Genomic DNA, 19,285 nt, shown 5'->3' with positions numbered 1-19,285 from the left:
TGTCTATGACAAATAATCAGGCCTCAGCCAGTCAAAGCGGTTTTCAGATGACCACCGATACTCTGATGATCACTTTCTCTGTGATGTTAGCGACCATTATGCAGGCACTGGATACAACGATTGCCAACGTTGCTTTGCCGCATATGAAAGGATCCATGGGGACGACTCAGGATCAAATTTCTTGGGTGCTGACCTCTTATATTGTAGCGGCAGCTATTTGTATGCCCTTGACGGGGTTTGTGGCGTCACGAATTGGTCGTAAACGCCTGTTCATGGCCTCGGTGGTTGGTTTTACCATTTCTTCTATCCTATGTGGGGCCGCACAGTCGCTCGATCAGATTGTTTTGTTCCGCCTGTTACAAGGGGTGTTTGGTGCCAGCCTAGTGCCTTTGTCCCAGTCCGTCCTATTGGATACCTACCCCAGAGAAAAACATGGCTCTGCCATGGCGATGTGGGGTGTGGGGGTCATGGTAGGTCCGATTTTGGGGCCTTATCTGGGAGGGCTTCTGACACAATATTACAGTTGGCGTTGGGTGTTCTACATCAATGTTCCATTTGGCATTATTGCTTGGTTTGGGATCGCCCGGTATGTGAAAGAAACCGAAATTGATCTGTCCCGTAAGTTTGATTTATTTGGTTTTGCGTTGTTGGGGACTTGTATTGGGGCGTTGCAGCTGATGCTGGATCGGGGACAGTCTCAGAACTGGTTTAATAGTCCAGAAATTATCATTGAGTGTATGCTCGCGGTGATCACTGGCTACATGTTCATTGTACATGCGTTTACTCATAGTCACCCCTTCGTTGATCCGGAGATGTTTCGAGATCGAAACTTCACGGTAGGCATGATTTTTATCTTTATCGTGGGGGTGATTTTACTCACGTCCATGTCACTTTTACCACCCTTTATGCAGGATCTCATGGACTATCCTGTGGTTTCAGTCGGCACGATTTTAGCCCCTCGTGGTTTTGGTACCATGGCGGCCATGTTAGTGGTGGGGAGGTTGTCGGGTAAGGTGGATCCACGCTATATGATCTCCCTTGGTTTAGTGCTGGTTATTATCTCTTTGTGGCAAATGACGCAGTTTACGGCCGATGTTACCGCGTTCACGATTATTTATAGCGGAATCATACAAGGAACAGGATTAGGCTTTTTGTTTGTTCCGTTGTCTACTGTTTCTTTTGCAACATTGAATCCGAAATTCCGTAATGAAGGGACAGCGATGTTCAGCCTGTTACGTAATATAGGTAGTAGTATTGGTATTTCGGTTGTGACTACTTATCTGGCACAGCGTGTGCAAATTAACCATTCTGCGTTTGCTGACTATATGACGCCTTTTAACCTAAACTTAGGTGTGGTGCAACAAGAGGGTATGTGGAATACGCATACGATTCAGGGTTTGGCATCTCTTAATCAAATGGTGAATACACAAGCGACGACCTTGGCTTATTTGCAAGACTTTCGATTTGTGATGTGGGTCGCGATTTGTGCTTTGCCTTTGGTTTTTTTCATCAAGGGTGCGGACAAAAAAGCCAAGTAAAAGAAAGGTTATTTGTCGAAAAAGGCGCTATGGAGGTCTCCATTAGCGCCTGCTGAGTTTTTAAATGATGATTTAGCAAGTTAGAGTACTGAATTCACAAAGTTTTTCAGCTCGTCGGTTTGCGGATTGGCAAAGACCTCTTTCGCTGGGCCTTCTTCCCAGACTTTACCTTGGTGCATAAAGACAACACGATCGCCCACATCTCGAGCAAAGTTCATTTCGTGGGTCACCAGCACCAGTGTCATGCCTTCTTTGGCAAGTTGTTCGAGTACTTTTAGCACATCGCCAACCAGCTCCGGATCAAGTGCCGAGGTGATTTCATCACACAATAACACTTTCGGATTCATGGCTAAGGCACGGGCGATGGCGACGCGTTGCTGTTGTCCGCCAGAAAGCTTTTCTGGGAAACTGTCAAACTTATCCGCTAAGCCGACTTTTTCGAGCATGGCTTTGGCGGTTTCCTGCGCCTCTTGCTTGCTCTTTTTAAGAACGATGGTAGGCGCTAACATGATGTTTTCGCCGACCGTTAAATGAGGGAAAAGATTAAAGCTTTGGAAAATCATCCCGACGCTACGAGCCAATATTCTGACTTGAATCTCTTCTGTCGTCACCTCTTTGCCATCAACTGTGATGCCGCCTTTTTGGTATTTTTCTAAGCCGTTCATACAGCGTAATAAGGTACTTTTCCCTGATCCACTACGGCCTATGATGGAGATCACTTCACCCGCTTTAATATTGAGGTTAATGCCTTTTAAAACGTGCAGATCGCCGTAGTATTTGTGTACTTCATGAATATTAACGAGAGACATTGAATTTCTTCTCCAAAATTTTACTGGTCAGCGATAAGGGATAACACAGTGCAAAGTAAATGAGGGCGACAAAGGCAAAGACTTTGAATGGTTCAAAGGTGGCATTATTGAGCATTGTGCCGGCTTTGGTGAGCTCCACAAAACCAATGACTGAGGCCAAGGCCGTGCCTTTGACAACCTGTACGGAAAAGCCGATAGAGGGGGCTAGGGCGACTTTAAACGCTTGTGGCAATACCACATAGCGCAGGGTTTGTAGAAAGCTCAGCCCCAAACAACGGGAGGCTTCCCATTGGCCTTTTGGTAAGGTGTCGATACAACCACGCCAAATTTCTACCAAGAAAGCACTGGTGAACAAGGTCAAAGAGAGGACGGCGGCGTTCCACGCTGAAATATTCAGCCCCACTAAAGACAAACCGAAGAAGCAAAGGAACATCTGCATTAATAGCGGCGTACCTTGAAATACTTCCACATAAAATTTGATCAGGCCTGTCAGCACTGGATTCTTGGTCAAACGGGCGGCTGTCAAGCATAAGGCAACACTGATACCACCGACAAACGCGGCCAGCGACAACAGAACTGTCCATTGAGTGGCAATTAATAAGTTACGAATAATGTCGTAGTTAGAAAACTCAATCATCTTTCAGCTCGATAAGAGAACAATCTCTTTCCAATGAGGTTAAAGGCTTTACGCATGAGAATGGCTAAAAACAAATACAAGAGAGCGGTGACCAGATAACTTTCAAAGCTGCGAAAGTTACGGGATTGCACAAAATTCGCAGCATAGGTCAGATCCTGTACTGAAATTTGAGACAGTACCGCTGAGCCTAGCATGACAATAATGCATTGGCTGGTAAGGGCCGGATAGATCTTTTCGATTGCAGGAATGATGACAACGCGAAACAGGGTTTGTTTAAAACTTAGGCCAAGTACCTTACCTGCTTCCCACTGTCCTTTGGGTGTGGAAGCAAGACCTGCACGTATGATTTCGGTGCTGTAGGCGGCAAGGTTCACCACCATCGCAATGATGCCCGCTTCCCAGGCAGAGAGTTTTAAGCCAATACTCGGTAAGCCGAAAAAGATAAAAAACAGTTGGACGATAAAGGGCGTATTACGAATGAGTTCTACGTAAACATTGACGATGCGTGACAGCCAGGTTGCACCGTATTGGCGAGCCACCGCAAATGTGGCCCCCAATACCAAGCCCAAAACGGTCGCCAGCAGACTGATTTCTACGGTCGTTATTAAGCCATGTATAAACACATGGCTATAGGGTAAAAGAGCGGCAAAATCTAACATGGAGGTTATTCACCAAAGCCTTTTGGTAACGGGGCTTTTAACCATTTAAGAGATATTTTGTTGAGGGTGCCATCTTTTAGCGCTTTGCTGATCAGTTCATTCACTTTGGCTTTGAGTTCTGGCTCGTTCTTCATCATACCGATGTAGCAAGGCGAGTTTTTCAATACAAACTTACTAACGGGGGCATGGCTAGGATCGCGTTTGGCAATATTGGCGGCGACAAGGTTGCCTGTTGCGATAAGATTGACCTGCCCAGATAAGTAAGCCGATAGAGTGGTATTATTGTCTTCAAAGCGCTGTATTGTGGTGCTTTTAGGCGCAATTTTGGTGAGTTCCAGATCTTCTATTGCGCCACGGGTCACCCCGACGGTTTTATTCGCAAGGTCAGCCGCGTCATGAACTGGGATGTCTTTTTCGCCAAATACCCCTAGGAAGAATGGTGCATAAGCTTTGGAAAAATCGATGGCTTTTTCGCGTTCTGGGTTTTTCCCGAGACTGGAAATGACTAGGTCTACTTTATGGGTTTGAAGATAAGGAATGCGATTGGCACTGGTTACTGGCACCAGTTGCAGTTTCACGTCCAACTGTTTGGCAATGTAGTTGGCCATGTCAATGTCAATGCCTTGCGGTTGCATATCGAGTCCGACAGAACCAAAGGGGGGAAAGTCTTGAGGGACGGCAATACGGATCAGGTGGCGTTGCTGAATATCTTGTAAGGTATTCGCCTGAGCGGCGGCGATAGAACCTAAAGACGCTGCGATAATAAACAGTTTGCCGAAAAAAGATTTCATGCTCATGGGGGCTCCTTTATTTGGGGGCTATGGTGTTAAGCGCAAGATTGCAACAGGTGTGCCATTGTGAAATTTATATTTCACACTATTTATAAGATAATGTATTCACAGACATATTTTACAAAACTTAACCGAGTGGTTATTTTTTTATGAGCAATGGTCTGGGGCATTATCGAAGGATATTGGATTAAGTTGGTGCAAACTGATGGTCTATTATGGTGCGTTGTGTCTTGTCTCAATGTCTTGTGTCAATTCTAAAGGTCGTCTGGTGCGTCTATCCCTAGTACTTCTATCGCTCGCAAGCTATTATGCTTGCCCATATAACGTATCAAGGCGGCGATCTTAGGAGGTGAGGATGAATTCACATAATCGACATTTTATTTTAGGTTATGGCAGTCTAATCAACAGTCAAAGTCGTGCTAAAACTGGGGAAACAGGCCAAGTTTGGCCCGTGAAATTACAGGGTTTTGAACGCCATTGGTCTGTCATGTCTGCCGAGTTTGGTATGAGTTCTGTGGCGGTGATTCAGTCGCCAACACAGGCCTGTAACGGTGTGTTAGTGGAAGTGCCTGTTGATCAACTGCCGCTATTTGATGAACGTGAGAGTGGCTATGAGCGCGCCCAAATTTCATTATCTCAATTAACCGCTTATCAAGATGATCCGCTTCCTGATGGCACCTATTGGGTCTATCACACTGCCGATGTGGTTGCTCCTCACTCTGACTGCCCCATTGCTTTAAGTTATGTCGATGTGATTTTATCGGGCTGCTTGGAACATGGTGATGCTTTTGTACAAGATTTCTTAGCGCAAACTAAGGGCTGGAATGCCCCATTATTGAATGATCGACAAACTCCACGCTATCCCCGCGTTCAGCGAGATCTCTCTACAGAGCGCTTGAATCGTTTATTAGCACCTGTCACCACCCTTTCTACCAAAGAGTTATCTGTAACCTATGAACCTTAATTCCACGAGTCAATTATTGGCGCGCAATGAATCAGAATTGACTGGCAAAGTATTGTTTGCCAATCCAGAAGACACTTATGCACGAGAGTTGGGCAACCTAGCCGATGTGTATGCGTGGAGCCAATCCAAAGCACAGTATGATGCGCTCATACAAGTGGGGTTTGACGAGAGTAAAGTGTTGTTTAGCGAGCAATGGGATGCGCATTTAGGCAGTGATTTTGATCATGTCATTATTTATCAACCCAAGGCAAAAGAGCTTCTGACCTATCTTTTAGCGGTGACATTGCCACATTTAAAAGAAGGCGGACAAGTCTGGTTAGTGGGTGACAATAAAAGTGGTGTGAAATCCGCGACCAAATATCTAGAAGCGGGTTTAGACGACGTTGGTAAGGTGGACAGTGCGAAGCACTGTTTGTTGTATCACGGTTATAAACGCCGTTCAGCCGAACCTTTTTTCTTGGAGAAATGGGTGACCACTTGGTCGCTGGAAGTAGCTGGACAGTCGCTGGTGTTATGCAGCTTACCCGGTGTTTTTGGGCATAAAAAACTCGATAAAGGGACAGAACTATTACTAGAGCAGCTGAGTCAACACCGTTTTATGAGTGATGTGGAAAATGCCCGTTTGCTCGATTTCGGTTGCGGTGATGGCATTATTGCCCTTTGGCTTTACTACAAAACGGGCGCGCATATTACGGCGTTGGATGACAGTGCTTTGGCAATTAAGGCAACGCAGTTGACGTTTGCTGCTAATCAGGCAAGTCAGGCAGTGACGGTGATTGCATCCAATGGCCTGAAAGAAGTGAAAGGTCGTTTTAACTATGTGATTACCAATCCGCCTTTTCATTCAGGTATTAATACGGACTACAGCATTGCTGAGCACTTCTTTATGGGCGTGAAAGATCACCTGACACTCAATGGGGAGTTGTTTGTGGTGGCTAATGATTTCTTACGCTACCCGCCCTTGTTAGATGCGGCATTAGGTTCCCATAGTCGCCTTTTACGAGATAAAGGTTTTGCTATTTATCACGGACGTCAACCGAAGAAAAAGTAACTTAAAACGTCCCTATAGCGTTACTTAGTGTAACGCTATAATGCTTTTTCCCCTTCATTTACCGAGATTATTTGTTGATCATAAAACGGTACGCCTAAAGCATCCAAATCCTTCACCATATCCGCAACACGATTACTTAATTTGGGGCTTAGCAGCAATGCCTCAATTGTAGGCATGACGGCCTCCGTCTGGTTTTGCGACCATAGTGGCGACCAGAAAAATCGCAACCCTTACCACAATTTATCAACAACACATTCTACTTTAGGCTTTCTCTTGCCACCCCATCGCTTCCATTAAAAAGCACTGTCCAGTCCTAACGCTGTTTCACCATTTTATGATGTTAAATGCGTGCTTTGTGTGGCTTGTCTTAGGTTGTTTTCACATGGGTAAAGCGGTACGGACTTATTGTCTACTTTGGGTCAATTTCACCCAGATTGACTCGAAATTGTGCATTTAAAACGGCACAGAATTCTGACTGATTCTCTGTTTTATCGTCAAATTGTTGTTTTGCATAACAAAATTGAAAGGTGGCATGAAAAATGGATTAAAACAAATGTGTGCATTTATCACATATTTCAAATTGCACGTATTTTTGCATGTTGCAGTGTTTTCCGTTTTGGCATGAAAAAGCCAAATCGTAGGTGATTTGCCCATGTATCGTCCCCTTTATTGAAATGGCTGTGGTGACTGATGGGTTATCAGGAATGAATCGAAATTCCTGTTTGAGAAGATTAAACAAATAATAGGAAAAATTATGACTGATTACTCTATTAACAAGAATGCGGCGGTTGCTTCAAAAATGTCGACTTTAATGGATGAAAAAACGGCTGTACTAACGGGCCCCGCTCATTTAATGCTAAAGCGGCTTAGAGAAAAAGAATTCAGTGCCACAGAGCTATTAGAGTGGCATTTTAACCGCGTCGATCAATTAAACGACCAACTTAATATTATTGTTGATCAGGATAGAGAACGAGCGATGGCCGCAGCGCGACGAGTGGACCGCCTGCGGGCCCTAGATAAGCCAATTGGGGTTCTAGCGGGGCTTCCGATGACCATAAAGGACTCATTTGAAGTCGTCGGTATGAAAGCAACCTGCGGTTTACCACATCTTGCCAACCATCGTCCAAAGAAGGATGCGATTCTGGTGAAGCGTATCCGTGATGCGGGGGCCTCTATTTTTGGTAAAACCAATTTACCTGCTGGGTGTGGAGATCACCAAAGCTATAACGATATTTATGGCGTAACCAATAACCCATGGAATATCAAACATACTGTAGGGGGGTCTTCTGGTGGCTCTGCGGCATCACTAGCGGCGGGTTTTACGGCATTGGAACTTGGTAGTGATATTGGTGGCTCTATTCGTTGTCCATCGCATTTTTGTGGGGTATTTGGTCATAAGCCTACTTATGGTGTGTTGCCAGTAGTTGGGCATATTCCACCGGGACCATTTTCGACTTCACCATCCCCACTGAGTGTCATGGGGCCTTTGGCACGTGATGCCTCGGATTTACGTTTGTTATTTGGTGTGCTGTGTGGGCTACACGAGTCCGATGATTCGGCTGTTTCCCATCTTCCGCCACAACGTTATCAAACCTTACGCGAATATAAAGTAGGGGTTTGGTTAGATGCATTTCCGCTTGATGAAGGCTATGCCAAAGCCATTTTGCAATTTGTAGAAGATCTTCGCCAAGAGGGCGTTAATGTGGATATCGGTGTTCATCCAGACATTGATCCTCAAGATATCCATGATACCTATTTAAAAACGCTGTTTGGGGTAATCGGTAGCCGCATGGAAAAGGATGTGAAAGAGGCGTTCTTAGCGCAAGCCCAGTCTTTCGAAGGCAAGCAATTTGCGAAAGAATTGTATGAATATACCAAACATCCTGCCCATGAAAGTGAATCCGTCAACCAATCTCGCGCAGAAAATAGTGAAAAATGGAAGCACTTCTTCCAGCAATATGACGTACTGATCTGCCCTGTTACCTCAACGGTTGCTTTCGAGCATCAATTGGAAGGCCATGGCCCTAGTGCTCAGATTGGTCGTGTATTGACCATCAGCGGTCAACAAGCCCCCTATCTCTATAACTTGTCGTGGCCAGGTTTGGCGACTTTAGCCAATTTGCCAGCGACAGCCATGCCGACAGGATATTTGGTTAATGGTTTGCCTGCTGGGGTACAAATCATTGGTGATCTCTATCAGGATCATACTACCTTGGCGTTTGCGGAAATGGCTGCCAGACAGCTTAATCCGTTCTCTTGCCCACCACTGTCATTAGATAAATCTGTTGCTTAGGAGTAAATATAATGGGAAATGTATCCATAACGAAAGAATGTGATGTTGTCGTGGTCGGAGCCGGGCTGTCGGGTCTGCAAACTGCCACCCTTTTAAAAGAACAAGGATTGTCTGTACTTGTATTAGAAGCTCGTGATCGTGTGGGTGGCCGTTTGTTAAGCCATACTTTGAAAAATGGGGCTCGAGTGGATCTTGGTGGTCAATGGCTTGGAGCAACCCACCATCGAGCCCATAAAATTGTCAAATCATTAGGTGAAGAGTTATTTCCGACTTACAACAAAGGAAAGAACGTTTTCATGATGACGGGAGAAAAACAAGTAAGAGACAGTTTTTTCCCTGAGATGGACGACGATATTGCAGAAGAAATTGAACGCGCTATGGCTCGTTTAAATGAGCTGGCTTTTGAAATCGATACGACGAAGCCATGGGCAAAAGAAGAGCATCGTGCATACGATAAAATCACATACGCCGATTGGATTCGTCAGAATACGACATCTGATATAGCTAGGAATGCTATGACGTTCATTGCCATGTCGATCTTTTCGGCAGAAGCCCATGAACTGTCAATGTTGCATGTCTTGTTCTATGTTGCGTCAGGCGAAGGCGTTGATACCCTAATTAGCACTGAAGATGGGGCGCAAGAATTGCGTTTTACCAATGGGGCACAACAGTTACCAATCGGCTTGGCGAAACGTCTTGGTGACGATGTGCTACTGAACCAGCCTGTTACTTGTATTGAACATTTTAATCATCACGTGGTGGTGTCTACCCATTCCCTTCAAGTGAACGCTAAACGCGTTGTTGTGGCTTTGCCACCAGCGTTGGCGGGTCGTTTGTCTTATAAACCCGCCCTTCCAGGCATTCGTGATCAATTAACACAACGCACTGCCATGGGGGCCGTCATCAAAGTGATCGTCACATTTGATAAGCCTTTCTGGCGTGACGAAGAGCTTAGTGGTTTGGCATCGTCGACCACTTTGCCATTGAGTTTGACCTATGACAACTCACCGCAAGATGGCAGCTGTGGCATTTTGGTTGGCTTTATGGAAGCGGATGAAGGTCGTTACTGGGGAACCAAAACAGCCCAAGAGCGCGAGCAAAAAGTCATCGAATGTTTACGCGACTATTTTGGTTCACAAGTCGATCGTTACACTGAATATAAAGAACTAGATTGGGCGCAAGAAGAGTACTCACGGGGGGCTTATGGCGGTTACTTGCCACCAGGTGCCTGGAGCATTTTTGGCGAAGCGGTTAGTCAACCAATTAATAGTATCCACTTTGCAGGGACTGAAACCGCTTCGCAATGGGCTGGTTATATGGAAGGGGCACTGCAATCGGCAGAGCGTGTTGCGCAAGAGATTCTTGACGTTTTAAACGTGAAGCATCGCCATCAAGCTGTGAACTAGGAGATGACTAAAGGTTCACCCTTTTTGGGTCAATTCCACCCAATATAGTCCAACATTGGGCGTTCCAGCGAGGGAATAACATCGTGCCAAAGAGGATGTTTAATAAATAAACTGTTGTTTTAAATAACAATAATATTTGTTTTATATAACCGTGATGAAAATGGCATGAAATGTGGATTAAAAAACTTAACTGTGTGCACATATCACATAGCGTAAATTGCACATATTTTTCGGAGGTAGTTAATGGCTAGTAAATATCTCACTCTCAGATTGGATGAATTAAATTCTCGAGCGAAAGAAGTGGGGAGCATGCGCCATGAATCTCAGTTGGGCCTCACTTTGCGTGAGGTTCGGTTGATTATTCTGATCGCCGATGAGACGGGCATTAATATTAATAGCTTGGTCGAAAACTCCTTTTTAGAACGGACTATCGTTTCTAGAACCGTCACAAAATTGTGTCAATCGGGTTTAGTGAACAGAGTCGTGAACGACAAAGATGCTCGCCAAACTCAGCTCTTTTTAACGCCAGAAGGTGTCACGACAGCACAAAAAGCCAAAAAACTCTCTAATGAAGGGGTCGCGAGCATGCTTGCCACATTAACCCCCCATGAAAGGGAGATCTTTGAGTTATCTCTTGAAAAGGTATTGGCGAAAGTTCTGGCGGATCTTGAGGCGGAAAAAAAGAAACAAAAACAGTCCCAGAACGTGTGTTAGTTCTCAACGTTTAGCAATGCAGTATCCAAAACAATAAAAAGAAGCCTTGCCACGACCCTGGGCCTCGGCTTCAAAAAATAAAAACCATAATAAATCAAGGTACCGATCATGAACGAAACAGTATTAGAAGTAACAGCGAAACAAGGCATCAAGCAATCTGATGACGTACAATCACTGAAAAGATCACTGGGCTTGAAAGAGTTAGTGGCCTACGGTTTAGCCTTTATTGCCCCCGTTGCACCACTGACCACCTTTGGTTTTGTGTGGAATGTCTCGGGCGGCTTTATTGCCCTTGCGTATGTGGTGGCCACTATTTGCATGTATTTTACGGCTAGAAGCTATGTCACCATGTCGGAGCAAGTTCAATCCGCCGGTTCTATATACAGCTATGTCCGATTTGGCTTGGGCAATTTTGCGGGGTTTATCGGTGGTTGGATGATTTTATTGGACTACTTATTGATTCCCGCCTTGGTATTTGTACTGATGTCATTCAGTACTCATATTTTAGTGCCATCGATTAGTCGTGAAAACTGGATCTTAATCTTAGTGGGGACGTCGTTTCTTATTAACTGGTTTGGTGTCAATGTTACAGCGAAAGCCAGTTTGTACGCGGTTATTGCGCAGTTTTTAATGGTAGGTGGCGTAGTTGCTTTGGCGATTTTTGCCTTACAGGATGGTAAAGGTACCGGCGCAGTGACTTTAGAGCCCCTCTATAACAGCGTGGATTTTAGCTGGCACTATGTGTTAGCGGGTGCTTCTATTTGTGTTTTGTCCTTTTTAGGGTTTGATGCCATCACCACATTAGGAGAAGAAACTCGAACGAAAGATGCGAAGCAAATTGGCCGTGCCATTATGATTGTTCTCGCTCTGTGTGGCGTGGTATTTACGGTGACGACCTTGGTAATTGGTAACCTGATGAAGGGCATTGAGTACTCGAATCCTGCTACCGCTATTTTTGAAATTTTAGCCATTCAAGTGGGCCCTTGGGCGTCGACGACTTTGGCGTGGTTGCTAGCCATTATTGTGGGCTTTTCTAATACGTTGCCAATGCAATCTAGTGTTGCGCGCGTGTTGTTTGCTATGGGACGTGATCGTCAATTGCCGCATTTTTTGTCTAAATTACACCCCAAATTTCAAACCCCTTATATGGCAATGATGGTGGCAACGGTAATCACCCTTGCAACCGCATTGATTATGAAAGATAACCTCGACATCTTAGCCTCTCTGGTTAATTTCGGTGCCTTATCCGGCTTTTTATTACTGCATGTGGCGGTGTTTGTTCGCTTTGGGCTGAATAATCCCGATCGTAAGTGGTTTGTCCATATTATTGTGCCTATTGTGGGGGCGGCGATTGTGCTTGCGGTGTTCTCTGGGATGGATCGTTTTGCGATGATCTTGGGAGGTACTTGGTTAACGGCAGGCATTATTTATGGCTTAGTGAATCGACAAAAAACCAAAATCGCCATGGAGGTGTAGTCCTCATCAAAAAAGAACAGGTCTGATGACCTGTTCTTTTTCGTATCTGTTTGACGCTTTTTGACTATCTAATTAAGGAAGGTTGTGTGATTAGGTTAGTTCGAAGACTTTTATGTCGACAGTGTCTGCCGCTGGATAGGTAACCGAACCGGTAAAAATGCTGTCGTTTAACCAGAATAGAGGCCCTTCTGGTGCGGAAAAAACGGGAGTACAGCGGCAGTAATACTCACTTTCTGGAATGGGCCAAATGCCTTGCTCAACCATTTCTTGACCTTTTGGGGTGTTACGAATTAGCCCCGTATTTTGGATGTTAATCACTTGACCCGCTTCGGTTTGTAGGGAATAGATGGCATTCAGTATTCCTACTTTGTCGGCCCGCTCACGAAAAAAATCAGCGCCATTGGGTAACACCACTCCTTTTATCTTCGATTGATCGTCACAAATTGCGTAGAACTCACCACCTATGATGGGATAGTTCATACGGATACCGTCTGGTGTTTTTCCCAGTTCGATGGGTGGGGTAATTTTCGCTACGATGTGTACCCTAAGCGTCAGTTGGTGAGCTGATGTTGGCATAATGATGTCCTTGCGATTCATTTTTAGAATGTGTTTTTGTTTTATTGTTAAACTATTTTTATTCTAATTGCTATTGAATGCAACAAGAAGGAGCAGTCTGTGTGTTTTTCTCTGACTGATAAAATTCTTTTAGGTCATAAATCATGAAATTTAAACGACACTATGACACTGTGCGCTAATATAAGCGTATGATTTTCACTAGGGATTGCTGCATCGTTGTTGGGTCTGATGGGAGTCTATTGTGTTATCGAGTTTGCCAAAGTGGGTAGAGTACGGGGCGTTTTTATTGGCGATGGTTGCGGGGTTTGTCAATGCCGTGGCCTTGTTAGGATTTGAACATCAAGCGGTCTCACATGTGTCTGGGACGGCGACATTAGTGGGCAGCCAGATTGTGAATGACACAGGAGAATTACTCCGCTTAGTGGGTATCCTGTTGAGTTTTTTATTGGGGTCAGCTATTTCCGGTTTTATGCTAACCAGCTCATCGCTAAAGCTGGGGCGTTTCTATGATGTGTTGTTGATTCTAGAGGCCTGTCTTTTACTGGTTTCCATGTACTTTTTAATGCATGGTAATGATATCGGGCCATTCTTTGCTTCGACCGCCTGTGGTTTACAAAATGCTCTGGCGACGACCTACAGTGGTGCGGTGGTGAGAACGACCCATCTGACCGGGATTTTTACGGATTTAGGGATTATGCTCGGCAGTGCTTTTCGCGGCAAACAGGTCGATAAGCGTAAAGCTTGGCTTCTTGTGACCATCGTAACGGGTTTTATTTCTGGTGGTTCTTTTGGCACCTTGGTATTTGACTCATACCGTTTTAAAGCATTGGCGATCCCTGCCACACTGTGCTTTTTATTAGCCATTGTGTATCGAGTATATCGTCGACGCTTGATTAAAGTGGAGGCGAGTTAAATATATTTAGCCTTATCACATTAAAACCGTGGTGTATAAAAAGATCGATCGGGCAAAGTGTTCTATAGTGAAAGCACAATAATTGGAATAAAAAAATAATCAGGAGCAGATCATGACGCAGCATTTGGTACTGAGTTTTATAGGCGATGATAAGCCTGGTATGGTGGAGAGTTTGTCGGATGTGATTCGTCGCCATCATGGTAATTGGCTGGAAAGTCGTATGGCTCATTTGGCGGATAAGTTTGCGGGTATTTTGACGTTAACGGTTCCCACGGATCAGCAGGAGGCGCTCATTCAAGCCTTGCGAGCCTTTGATCAAAAGGGCGTCAGTGTGACGGTAGAAAAAGCCAATGTCCCTGCCAGTAGTGGGCAGATCTTGTATTTGTCCGTAGTGGGTAACGATAAACCGGGCATTGTTCAGGAAGTTTCACAAGTGCTGCACGCGTTGATGGTCAATGTCAAAGAGCTGCATACTTCCTGCGAACCTGCGCCAATGAGCTCTGACATGCTGTTTAAGGCGGATCTTGTATTGCGAGTGCCGGATGGTTTGCAGCAATCTGATATTGAAGCGGCTTTGGAACGTATAGGCAGTGACCTAATGATCGAGTTGGATTCGACCCCTATTTAACTTGGGTGGCTCTGTGTAAGGAAACATTAGGGATAACCATCTTACACGCCATGTTCGCTATTCTTTTGTCGCGTTAAACTTGTTAATTTAACGCGACAACGTCAAGGAATGAAACGCTGACCTCTTTTTCTTCTCCGGTGGGAAGCTCTTCTCTATAGCCAGCGCTTTTCTTTATCGCATATCGATTATCTCTGCTAGGAGGCGATGATTGAGCAAAACCTTTCGATCTCTATCGAACCCGAATTATCGCTTGTGGTTCACTGGCGCGGTTATTTCCAATATTGGAACTTGGTTGCAACGTACCGCTCAAGACTGGATTGTGATCTCTGAATTGTCTGATAAAAATGCTTCCGCCGTTGGGCTGGTGGTCTTTTTACAGTTTGCACCGCAAATTCTGCTGTTGCCGATTACTGGTTGGACAGTCGATAAATTCAACCGTCGAAAAATTCTCATGGTGACGCAAGTATTAATGGCGATATTAGCCTTGGTCCTTGGACTGTTGATATTGAGTAATACGGTGGCGCTGTGGCAAGTGTGCGTCTGTGCCTTTTTATTGGGCTGCGTGGCGGCATTTGATGCGCCCGCTCGGCAATCCTTTGTGTCTGATATTGTCAACGAAAAAGAATTGTCTAACGCGGTATCCTTGAATTCCTTGTCCTTTAATACGGCGCGCTTGATTGGACCGGCGATTGCGGGGGTGTTGATTTCATGGATTGGCGCGGGATGGGTGTTTTTGCTTAATGCCGTATCCTTTATTCCCATGTTAACCTCCTTGTATCGTTTGCGCTCGCGTTTGTCAGAAAAAGAAAATGTCGTTAAGGTCGATGTCGGGGGAGCAGGGTTTGCATCGAACTTTTTCGATGGTTTTCGCTATGTCGCCAAAAGCAGAAAAATGACCACTGTGGCCTTGATGACGTTTCTGATCTGTTCATTTGGTATGAACTTCGCTGTGTACTTGTCTTCTATGACGGTACATGTATTTAAAGGCCACTCAGATCAATATGGTTTTTTGATTTCAACTATGGCCATCGGCTCCATGACGGGGGCGATTATCACCGCGCGACGAATACAGCCGACGATGCTGTTTATCACTATTGCCGCCTCGGGGGTGGCGATAAGCAGTATTGTGGCGGCGTATTGCACGAGTTTCTATGGCTTTTGTGTGGCGTTAGTCTTTTTGGGGTTGAGTTTACAAGCTTTTAATACTTCGTCTAATACGCTAATGCAATTGTCAACGGAACGTCACTATCGGGGGCGAGTGATGGCGATTGTTATTGCCACGGCCTTGGGAAGCACGGCACTGGGTGGCCCTGTCGTGGGAGCGGTGGCCGATTGGCTGGGGCCTCGCTGGGGGGTTGGTATCGGTGGCTTGTCGGCTTTAATCGCGGTTGCGCTAGGGGTTCGTTATCTACGAGAAAAGGCAACTTCGTGATATTTTGAGCCGTTGGTTGCAGTCAACTCTATAGAAAAAGCCTGAGCAGCAGGTTGCTCAGGCTTTTTATTAGGTTATATCTTAACCATAAAGGTGCCTTTTGGCACAACTGGTAGGTATTTTTTATAGAAGTTTATATAATCCTGCTGTGGATTTAAGTCGCTAAACAGCTTGGGATAGAGCGCTTTGGCGTAGAATTCAAACATGGGGCCGTCTAAAATGGTACGACAAGCACCATGGTAAGCACCATACATACGGTTATTTTTGACCGCTGATATGGTTGACCACCCCGTACGATTTTTAAAGCCCGCTAAACGTTCTTGGGCCACTTTTTTAGAAATCCCCTGTCCCATCAGCATGCCATCACTTTTTCCTACTTCGTATCCTGTTATCACGATGACGTCAGGGTTAGAGGCAATGATTTGTTCTGGGTTCATTTTTCCCCACCATTCCACATAAGGGGCGGCGATATTATCTCCCCCAGCAATGGTACTAATGGCTCCCCACATGTTTTTACCAAAAGTATAACCAATATCATTGACCCCAGAGGCGCCAAACTCCGTGTAGACTTTTGGCTTCGGTAAATTGGCTTTGGCGAGTCGATTCTCAATCATATGGATGGTATGAGCGTATTGGTTGGCGATTTCTTCGGCACGCTTCTGTTGACCTGTTATCACCCCAATGATTTTGGTGCTTAACACATGACGTTTTAAGGTTTCGGCGTTGTAGTCCACCACCACGACAGGAATGCCAGCATTTTCCAAGCGTTTTACATCATCACCAAGTGCTTTGTATTGCCAAGCTGCCAGCATAATAAGATCTGGGTTTAGGCTGATGACCTTTTCTACCGAGAAAGTCTTAGTATCCACTCGGCCAATAGCTGGGATCTTGGCCAATGAAGGGCGGTGTTTGACATACATGTCCCAGTTTGCTTTGCGGGCTTCCCAAATGTATCTTGACATACCAACCACATGGTCATAAGCAGCTTCGGTACCGATGGCCATATAATCTTCAGGGTAAAATCCTACAATGACGCGTTTTGCTGGCGCATCAAAGGTGACGTGTCGTCCTAAAACGTCGGTAATGGTAGTGGTCTGAGCGACGCTGAGGGTTGAGAACAACAGCGCTGCAGTACAGAGTAGTTTTTTAAGCATGAATAGTATCCTTAAGAAATCATCAACACATTTTTTAACTTACGAATAAGGGCGGCTTTAGAAAAGGCCGTAAAAACACAAGAATCACTTGTGCGAATATTACGTTCAATTACAATACATATGCAAATCATTATCATTGCTTTTTCTAATTATATTGCGAATAGCTCTTTAATGATTTTGTAGAAACGCGATAATAGGCGGCTCAATTTGTGTTATTGAGAAGCAAGTAAGCGAAGAACAAGGCGTTTTAGCGATGGTTTTCCTAACGAAAAGGTGTATTGCCTTAGGTCACGACGGTGTTATCCAAGGTTCACGGGCAATACAGGATAAAAATACATGATAGATTCAAATATAGTTCATAGTGCCCTTAAGGCTCAGCGAAGCTATGAACGACGACGGTTTTTGATAATCAGTTTACTGGCCCTGCTATTGGTATTGTCTTTTGTTTTCGATATTGCCACCGGCCCATCCATGATCAGTGTGCTGGATGTCACCCATGCCTTGGCGCACCTGTTTGGTTTCCCCGTTGAGGTAGCGAATACGACACAAATTATTGTGTCCAGCCTGCGCTTACCCATGGCCGTTATGGCCGTGGTCGTAGGGGGCTCATTAGGGGTAGGTGGGGCTGAGATGCAAACCTTGCTAAATAACCCAATGGCCAGCCCTTACACCTTAGGGATGGCGGCGGCATCGGGCTTTGGGGCGGCTTTGATGTTGTATTTAGGTTCCCTTGGTTTGGAATCGAATGTGGCGGTGCCCATCGGTGCCTTCGTATGTTGTATGTTATCTGCAAGTTTGTTGTTTGGACTGGCAATGATGCGTCATATTACCTCGGGCCAGCTGATTCTTGCGGGGATTGCCCTGCTCTTCTTATTTCAATCACTACTCTCGTTGGTACAATTTGTGTCTTCGCCAGAGTTGAGTCAGCAAATTTTGTTTTGGTTGTTTGGTAGTTTAACCAAATCCAGTTGGACGAATGTGAGTATTACCGCTGGCATGATCACTCTGTGTCTGATCATTTTGATAAAAGACTCGTGGAAGCTGACGGCCTTACGTTTAGGGGAAGAGAGGGCAAAAAGCTTAGGGGTTGACGTGACACGCCTACGACTAAAAACGCTGGTGCTTGTCGCCATTATGACGGCTACTGTCACCAGTTTTGTTGGTATCATTGGTTTTATCGGCATTGTCGCGCCCAATATTGCCCGTATGTTGGTGGGGGAAGATCAACGTTACTTTTTGCCTTTATCCTTTCTTGTGGGGGCGTTTTTATTATCCAGTGCGTCGGTATTGTCCAAAGTGATTGTACCTGGGGCGCTGTTTCCTATTGGTATTGTGACGGCCATTATCGGGGTGCCGTTTTTCTTCTGGTTGATCATGAGTAAGAGACGCTAAATATGTTAGAAGTTCGTCATTTACATCTCGCCTTTGATGATTTGGTGCTAGCGGATGATATGAGCTTTACCCTTAAGGCCGGGCAAACTCATGTGATCATTGGCCCGAACGGCACAGGTAAGAGCTCGTTGCTGAAAGCCTTATTTGGCGATTTAGCGCCTCAGCAAGGACGTATTTTCTTTCAGGATCAAGAAATAGACCGCAAACATCTTGGTGAGTGGCGCCAACATTTTGGCTATATGCCCCAAGACATTCGCCTTGATGTGGGCCTGAGTGTATTAGAAGTGGTGCTGCTTGGTCAGCTTGATGCTTTATCCTTAAAACTTGGCGATAGCTTGCTAGAAGAAGCGCTTGGTGCCTTGCATCAAATTGGGCTTGTACATCTTGCCAATCGTGATGTGCGGACATTAAGTGGTGGACAATGCCAGATGGTGCTGTTTGCTCAGGCTCTTATGCGTCAGCCGAAAATTCTTATGCTGGACGAACCCGTCAGTGCGTTGGATCTGCATTTCCAGCAAGTCATGCTGGATCATTTAGATTCACAAACCAAAGCGAAAGACTGGGTTTCAGTGATGGTCCTACACGATTTGAATTTGGCTGCACAGTATGCCGATAACTTGTTGGTATTAAAGGGCGGTAAGCTGGTGGCTCATGGCTCGCCTAAAGAAGTATTGACACCAGAGTTAGTGGAAACAGTGTATGGTGTGAAAGCCGATGTCATTCTGGATAGTGCGGGTGTCCCATTTATTCGAACACAACGCAATGGACACGAAGCACCTTTAGCGGCGGTGGTGTAAACTCTACCGTCCATTCCTTATTTTACCCTCTTCTTACCTAAGAGTATCCCAATAG

The 19,285-nt window shown here is 45.3% G+C and carries 19 protein-coding genes; 12 read left to right on the top strand and 7 right to left on the bottom strand.

Annotated elements, in window-relative coordinates; all coding sequences use genetic code 11:
• The first annotated feature begins 5 nt into the window (after positions 1–5).
• A complete protein-coding gene (locus tag JHD45_RS06210; protein WP_199475640.1) occupies positions 6–1,538 on the top strand; it encodes a DHA2 family efflux MFS transporter permease subunit in 1,533 nt (510 codons plus the stop codon).
• A gap of 80 nt (positions 1,539–1,618) precedes the next feature.
• On the opposite strand, the gene JHD45_RS06205 is transcribed toward JHD45_RS06210, so the two are convergent.
• The 4 genes from JHD45_RS06205 to JHD45_RS06190 are packed head-to-tail and all read right to left on the bottom strand — an operon-like array spanning position 1,619 to position 4,434.
• Positions 1,619–2,347 (bottom strand): amino acid ABC transporter ATP-binding protein, encoded by a 729-nt coding sequence (locus tag JHD45_RS06205; protein WP_199475639.1) that lies wholly within the window; start codon positions 2,345–2,347, stop codon positions 1,619–1,621.
• On the bottom strand, positions 2,334–2,984 hold the full coding sequence (locus JHD45_RS06200; RefSeq protein WP_199475638.1) for an amino acid ABC transporter permease: 651 nt from the start codon (positions 2,982–2,984) through the stop codon (positions 2,334–2,336). The genes JHD45_RS06205 and JHD45_RS06200 overlap by 14 nt, the downstream gene beginning before the upstream one ends.
• Positions 2,981–3,643: an amino acid ABC transporter permease gene (locus JHD45_RS06195; RefSeq protein WP_199475637.1), complete on the bottom strand. Its 663-nt coding sequence runs from the start codon at positions 3,641–3,643 to the stop codon at positions 2,981–2,983. The genes JHD45_RS06200 and JHD45_RS06195 overlap by 4 nt, the downstream gene beginning before the upstream one ends.
• A 5-nt stretch (positions 3,644–3,648) precedes the next feature.
• Positions 3,649–4,434, bottom strand: a complete 786-nt coding sequence (locus tag JHD45_RS06190; RefSeq protein WP_233407647.1) for a transporter substrate-binding domain-containing protein — start codon at positions 4,432–4,434, stop codon at positions 3,649–3,651.
• A 355-nt stretch (positions 4,435–4,789) separates the two neighbouring features.
• Here JHD45_RS06190 and JHD45_RS06185 point away from each other — a divergent pair, with 355 nt between their 5' ends.
• Positions 4,790–5,398, top strand: coding sequence for a gamma-glutamylcyclotransferase family protein (locus JHD45_RS06185; RefSeq protein ID WP_199475635.1), 609 nt, complete (start codon positions 4,790–4,792; stop codon positions 5,396–5,398).
• A complete protein-coding gene (locus tag JHD45_RS06180) occupies positions 5,388–6,449 on the top strand; it encodes a class I SAM-dependent methyltransferase (protein ID WP_199475634.1) in 1,062 nt (353 codons plus the stop codon). The genes JHD45_RS06185 and JHD45_RS06180 overlap by 11 nt, the downstream gene beginning before the upstream one ends.
• Before the next feature lie 35 nt (positions 6,450–6,484).
• Here the strand turns inward: JHD45_RS06180 and JHD45_RS06175 are convergent, their stop codons facing one another.
• Positions 6,485–6,625, bottom strand: a complete 141-nt coding sequence (locus JHD45_RS06175) for a hypothetical protein (protein WP_199475633.1) — start codon at positions 6,623–6,625, stop codon at positions 6,485–6,487.
• Between the two features lie 578 nt (positions 6,626–7,203).
• Between JHD45_RS06175 and JHD45_RS06170 the strand changes: the two genes are divergently transcribed.
• The 4 genes from JHD45_RS06170 to JHD45_RS06155 all read left to right on the top strand — a co-directional run bounded on the left by JHD45_RS06170 (position 7,204) and on the right by JHD45_RS06155 (position 12,338).
• Positions 7,204–8,742 (top strand): amidase family protein, encoded by a 1,539-nt coding sequence (locus tag JHD45_RS06170; RefSeq protein WP_199475632.1) that lies wholly within the window; start codon positions 7,204–7,206, stop codon positions 8,740–8,742.
• An 11-nt stretch (positions 8,743–8,753) separates the two neighbouring features.
• Positions 8,754–10,148 (top strand): flavin monoamine oxidase family protein, encoded by a 1,395-nt coding sequence (locus JHD45_RS06165; RefSeq protein WP_199475631.1) that lies wholly within the window; start codon positions 8,754–8,756, stop codon positions 10,146–10,148.
• 243 nt (positions 10,149–10,391) lie between these two features.
• Positions 10,392–10,862, top strand: coding sequence for a MarR family winged helix-turn-helix transcriptional regulator (locus JHD45_RS06160; RefSeq protein ID WP_199475630.1), 471 nt, complete (start codon positions 10,392–10,394; stop codon positions 10,860–10,862).
• Positions 10,863–10,970: 108 nt separating this feature from the next.
• Positions 10,971–12,338, top strand: a complete 1,368-nt coding sequence (locus tag JHD45_RS06155; RefSeq protein WP_199475629.1) for an APC family permease — start codon at positions 10,971–10,973, stop codon at positions 12,336–12,338.
• Positions 12,339–12,428: 90 nt separating this feature from the next.
• Here JHD45_RS06155 and JHD45_RS06150 read toward each other — a convergent pair whose 3' ends face one another.
• A complete protein-coding gene (locus JHD45_RS06150; RefSeq protein WP_199475628.1) occupies positions 12,429–12,914 on the bottom strand; it encodes a DUF3237 domain-containing protein in 486 nt (161 codons plus the stop codon).
• A gap of 241 nt (positions 12,915–13,155) precedes the next feature.
• Between JHD45_RS06150 and JHD45_RS06145 the strand changes: the two genes are divergently transcribed.
• From JHD45_RS06145 to JHD45_RS06135, 3 genes are all read left to right on the top strand, one after another.
• Complete coding sequence (locus tag JHD45_RS06145; RefSeq protein WP_199475627.1) at positions 13,156–13,827, top strand: YoaK family protein; 672 nt, start codon at positions 13,156–13,158, stop codon at positions 13,825–13,827.
• 112 nt (positions 13,828–13,939) lie between these two features.
• The gene (locus JHD45_RS06140) at positions 13,940–14,455 is read left to right on the top strand and encodes a glycine cleavage system protein R (RefSeq protein WP_199475626.1); all 516 of its coding nucleotides are present in this window, start codon (positions 13,940–13,942) and stop codon (positions 14,453–14,455) included.
• 208 nt (positions 14,456–14,663) lie between these two features.
• The gene (locus JHD45_RS06135; protein ID WP_199475625.1) at positions 14,664–15,887 is read left to right on the top strand and encodes an MFS transporter; all 1,224 of its coding nucleotides are present in this window, start codon (positions 14,664–14,666) and stop codon (positions 15,885–15,887) included.
• Between the two features lie 74 nt (positions 15,888–15,961).
• On the opposite strand, the gene JHD45_RS06130 is transcribed toward JHD45_RS06135, so the two are convergent.
• On the bottom strand, positions 15,962–17,041 hold the full coding sequence (locus JHD45_RS06130; RefSeq protein WP_199475624.1) for an ABC transporter substrate-binding protein: 1,080 nt from the start codon (positions 17,039–17,041) through the stop codon (positions 15,962–15,964).
• A gap of 336 nt (positions 17,042–17,377) precedes the next feature.
• Between JHD45_RS06130 and JHD45_RS06125 the strand changes: the two genes are divergently transcribed.
• Positions 17,378–18,433: a FecCD family ABC transporter permease gene (locus JHD45_RS06125; RefSeq protein WP_199475623.1), complete on the top strand. Its 1,056-nt coding sequence runs from the start codon at positions 17,378–17,380 to the stop codon at positions 18,431–18,433.
• 2 nt (positions 18,434–18,435) lie between these two features.
• Positions 18,436–19,230, top strand: coding sequence for an ABC transporter ATP-binding protein (locus JHD45_RS06120; RefSeq protein ID WP_199475622.1), 795 nt, complete (start codon positions 18,436–18,438; stop codon positions 19,228–19,230).
• Positions 19,231–19,285: the final 55 nt, after the last annotated feature.

The organism is Marinomonas spartinae, assembly GCF_016461715.1.
In the GTDB taxonomy this organism is placed as follows: Bacteria; Pseudomonadota; Gammaproteobacteria; order Pseudomonadales; family Marinomonadaceae; genus Marinomonas; species Marinomonas spartinae_A.
The sequence above is the reverse complement of the archived record's forward strand: the minus strand, read 5'-3'. Positions and strand labels throughout refer to the sequence as shown.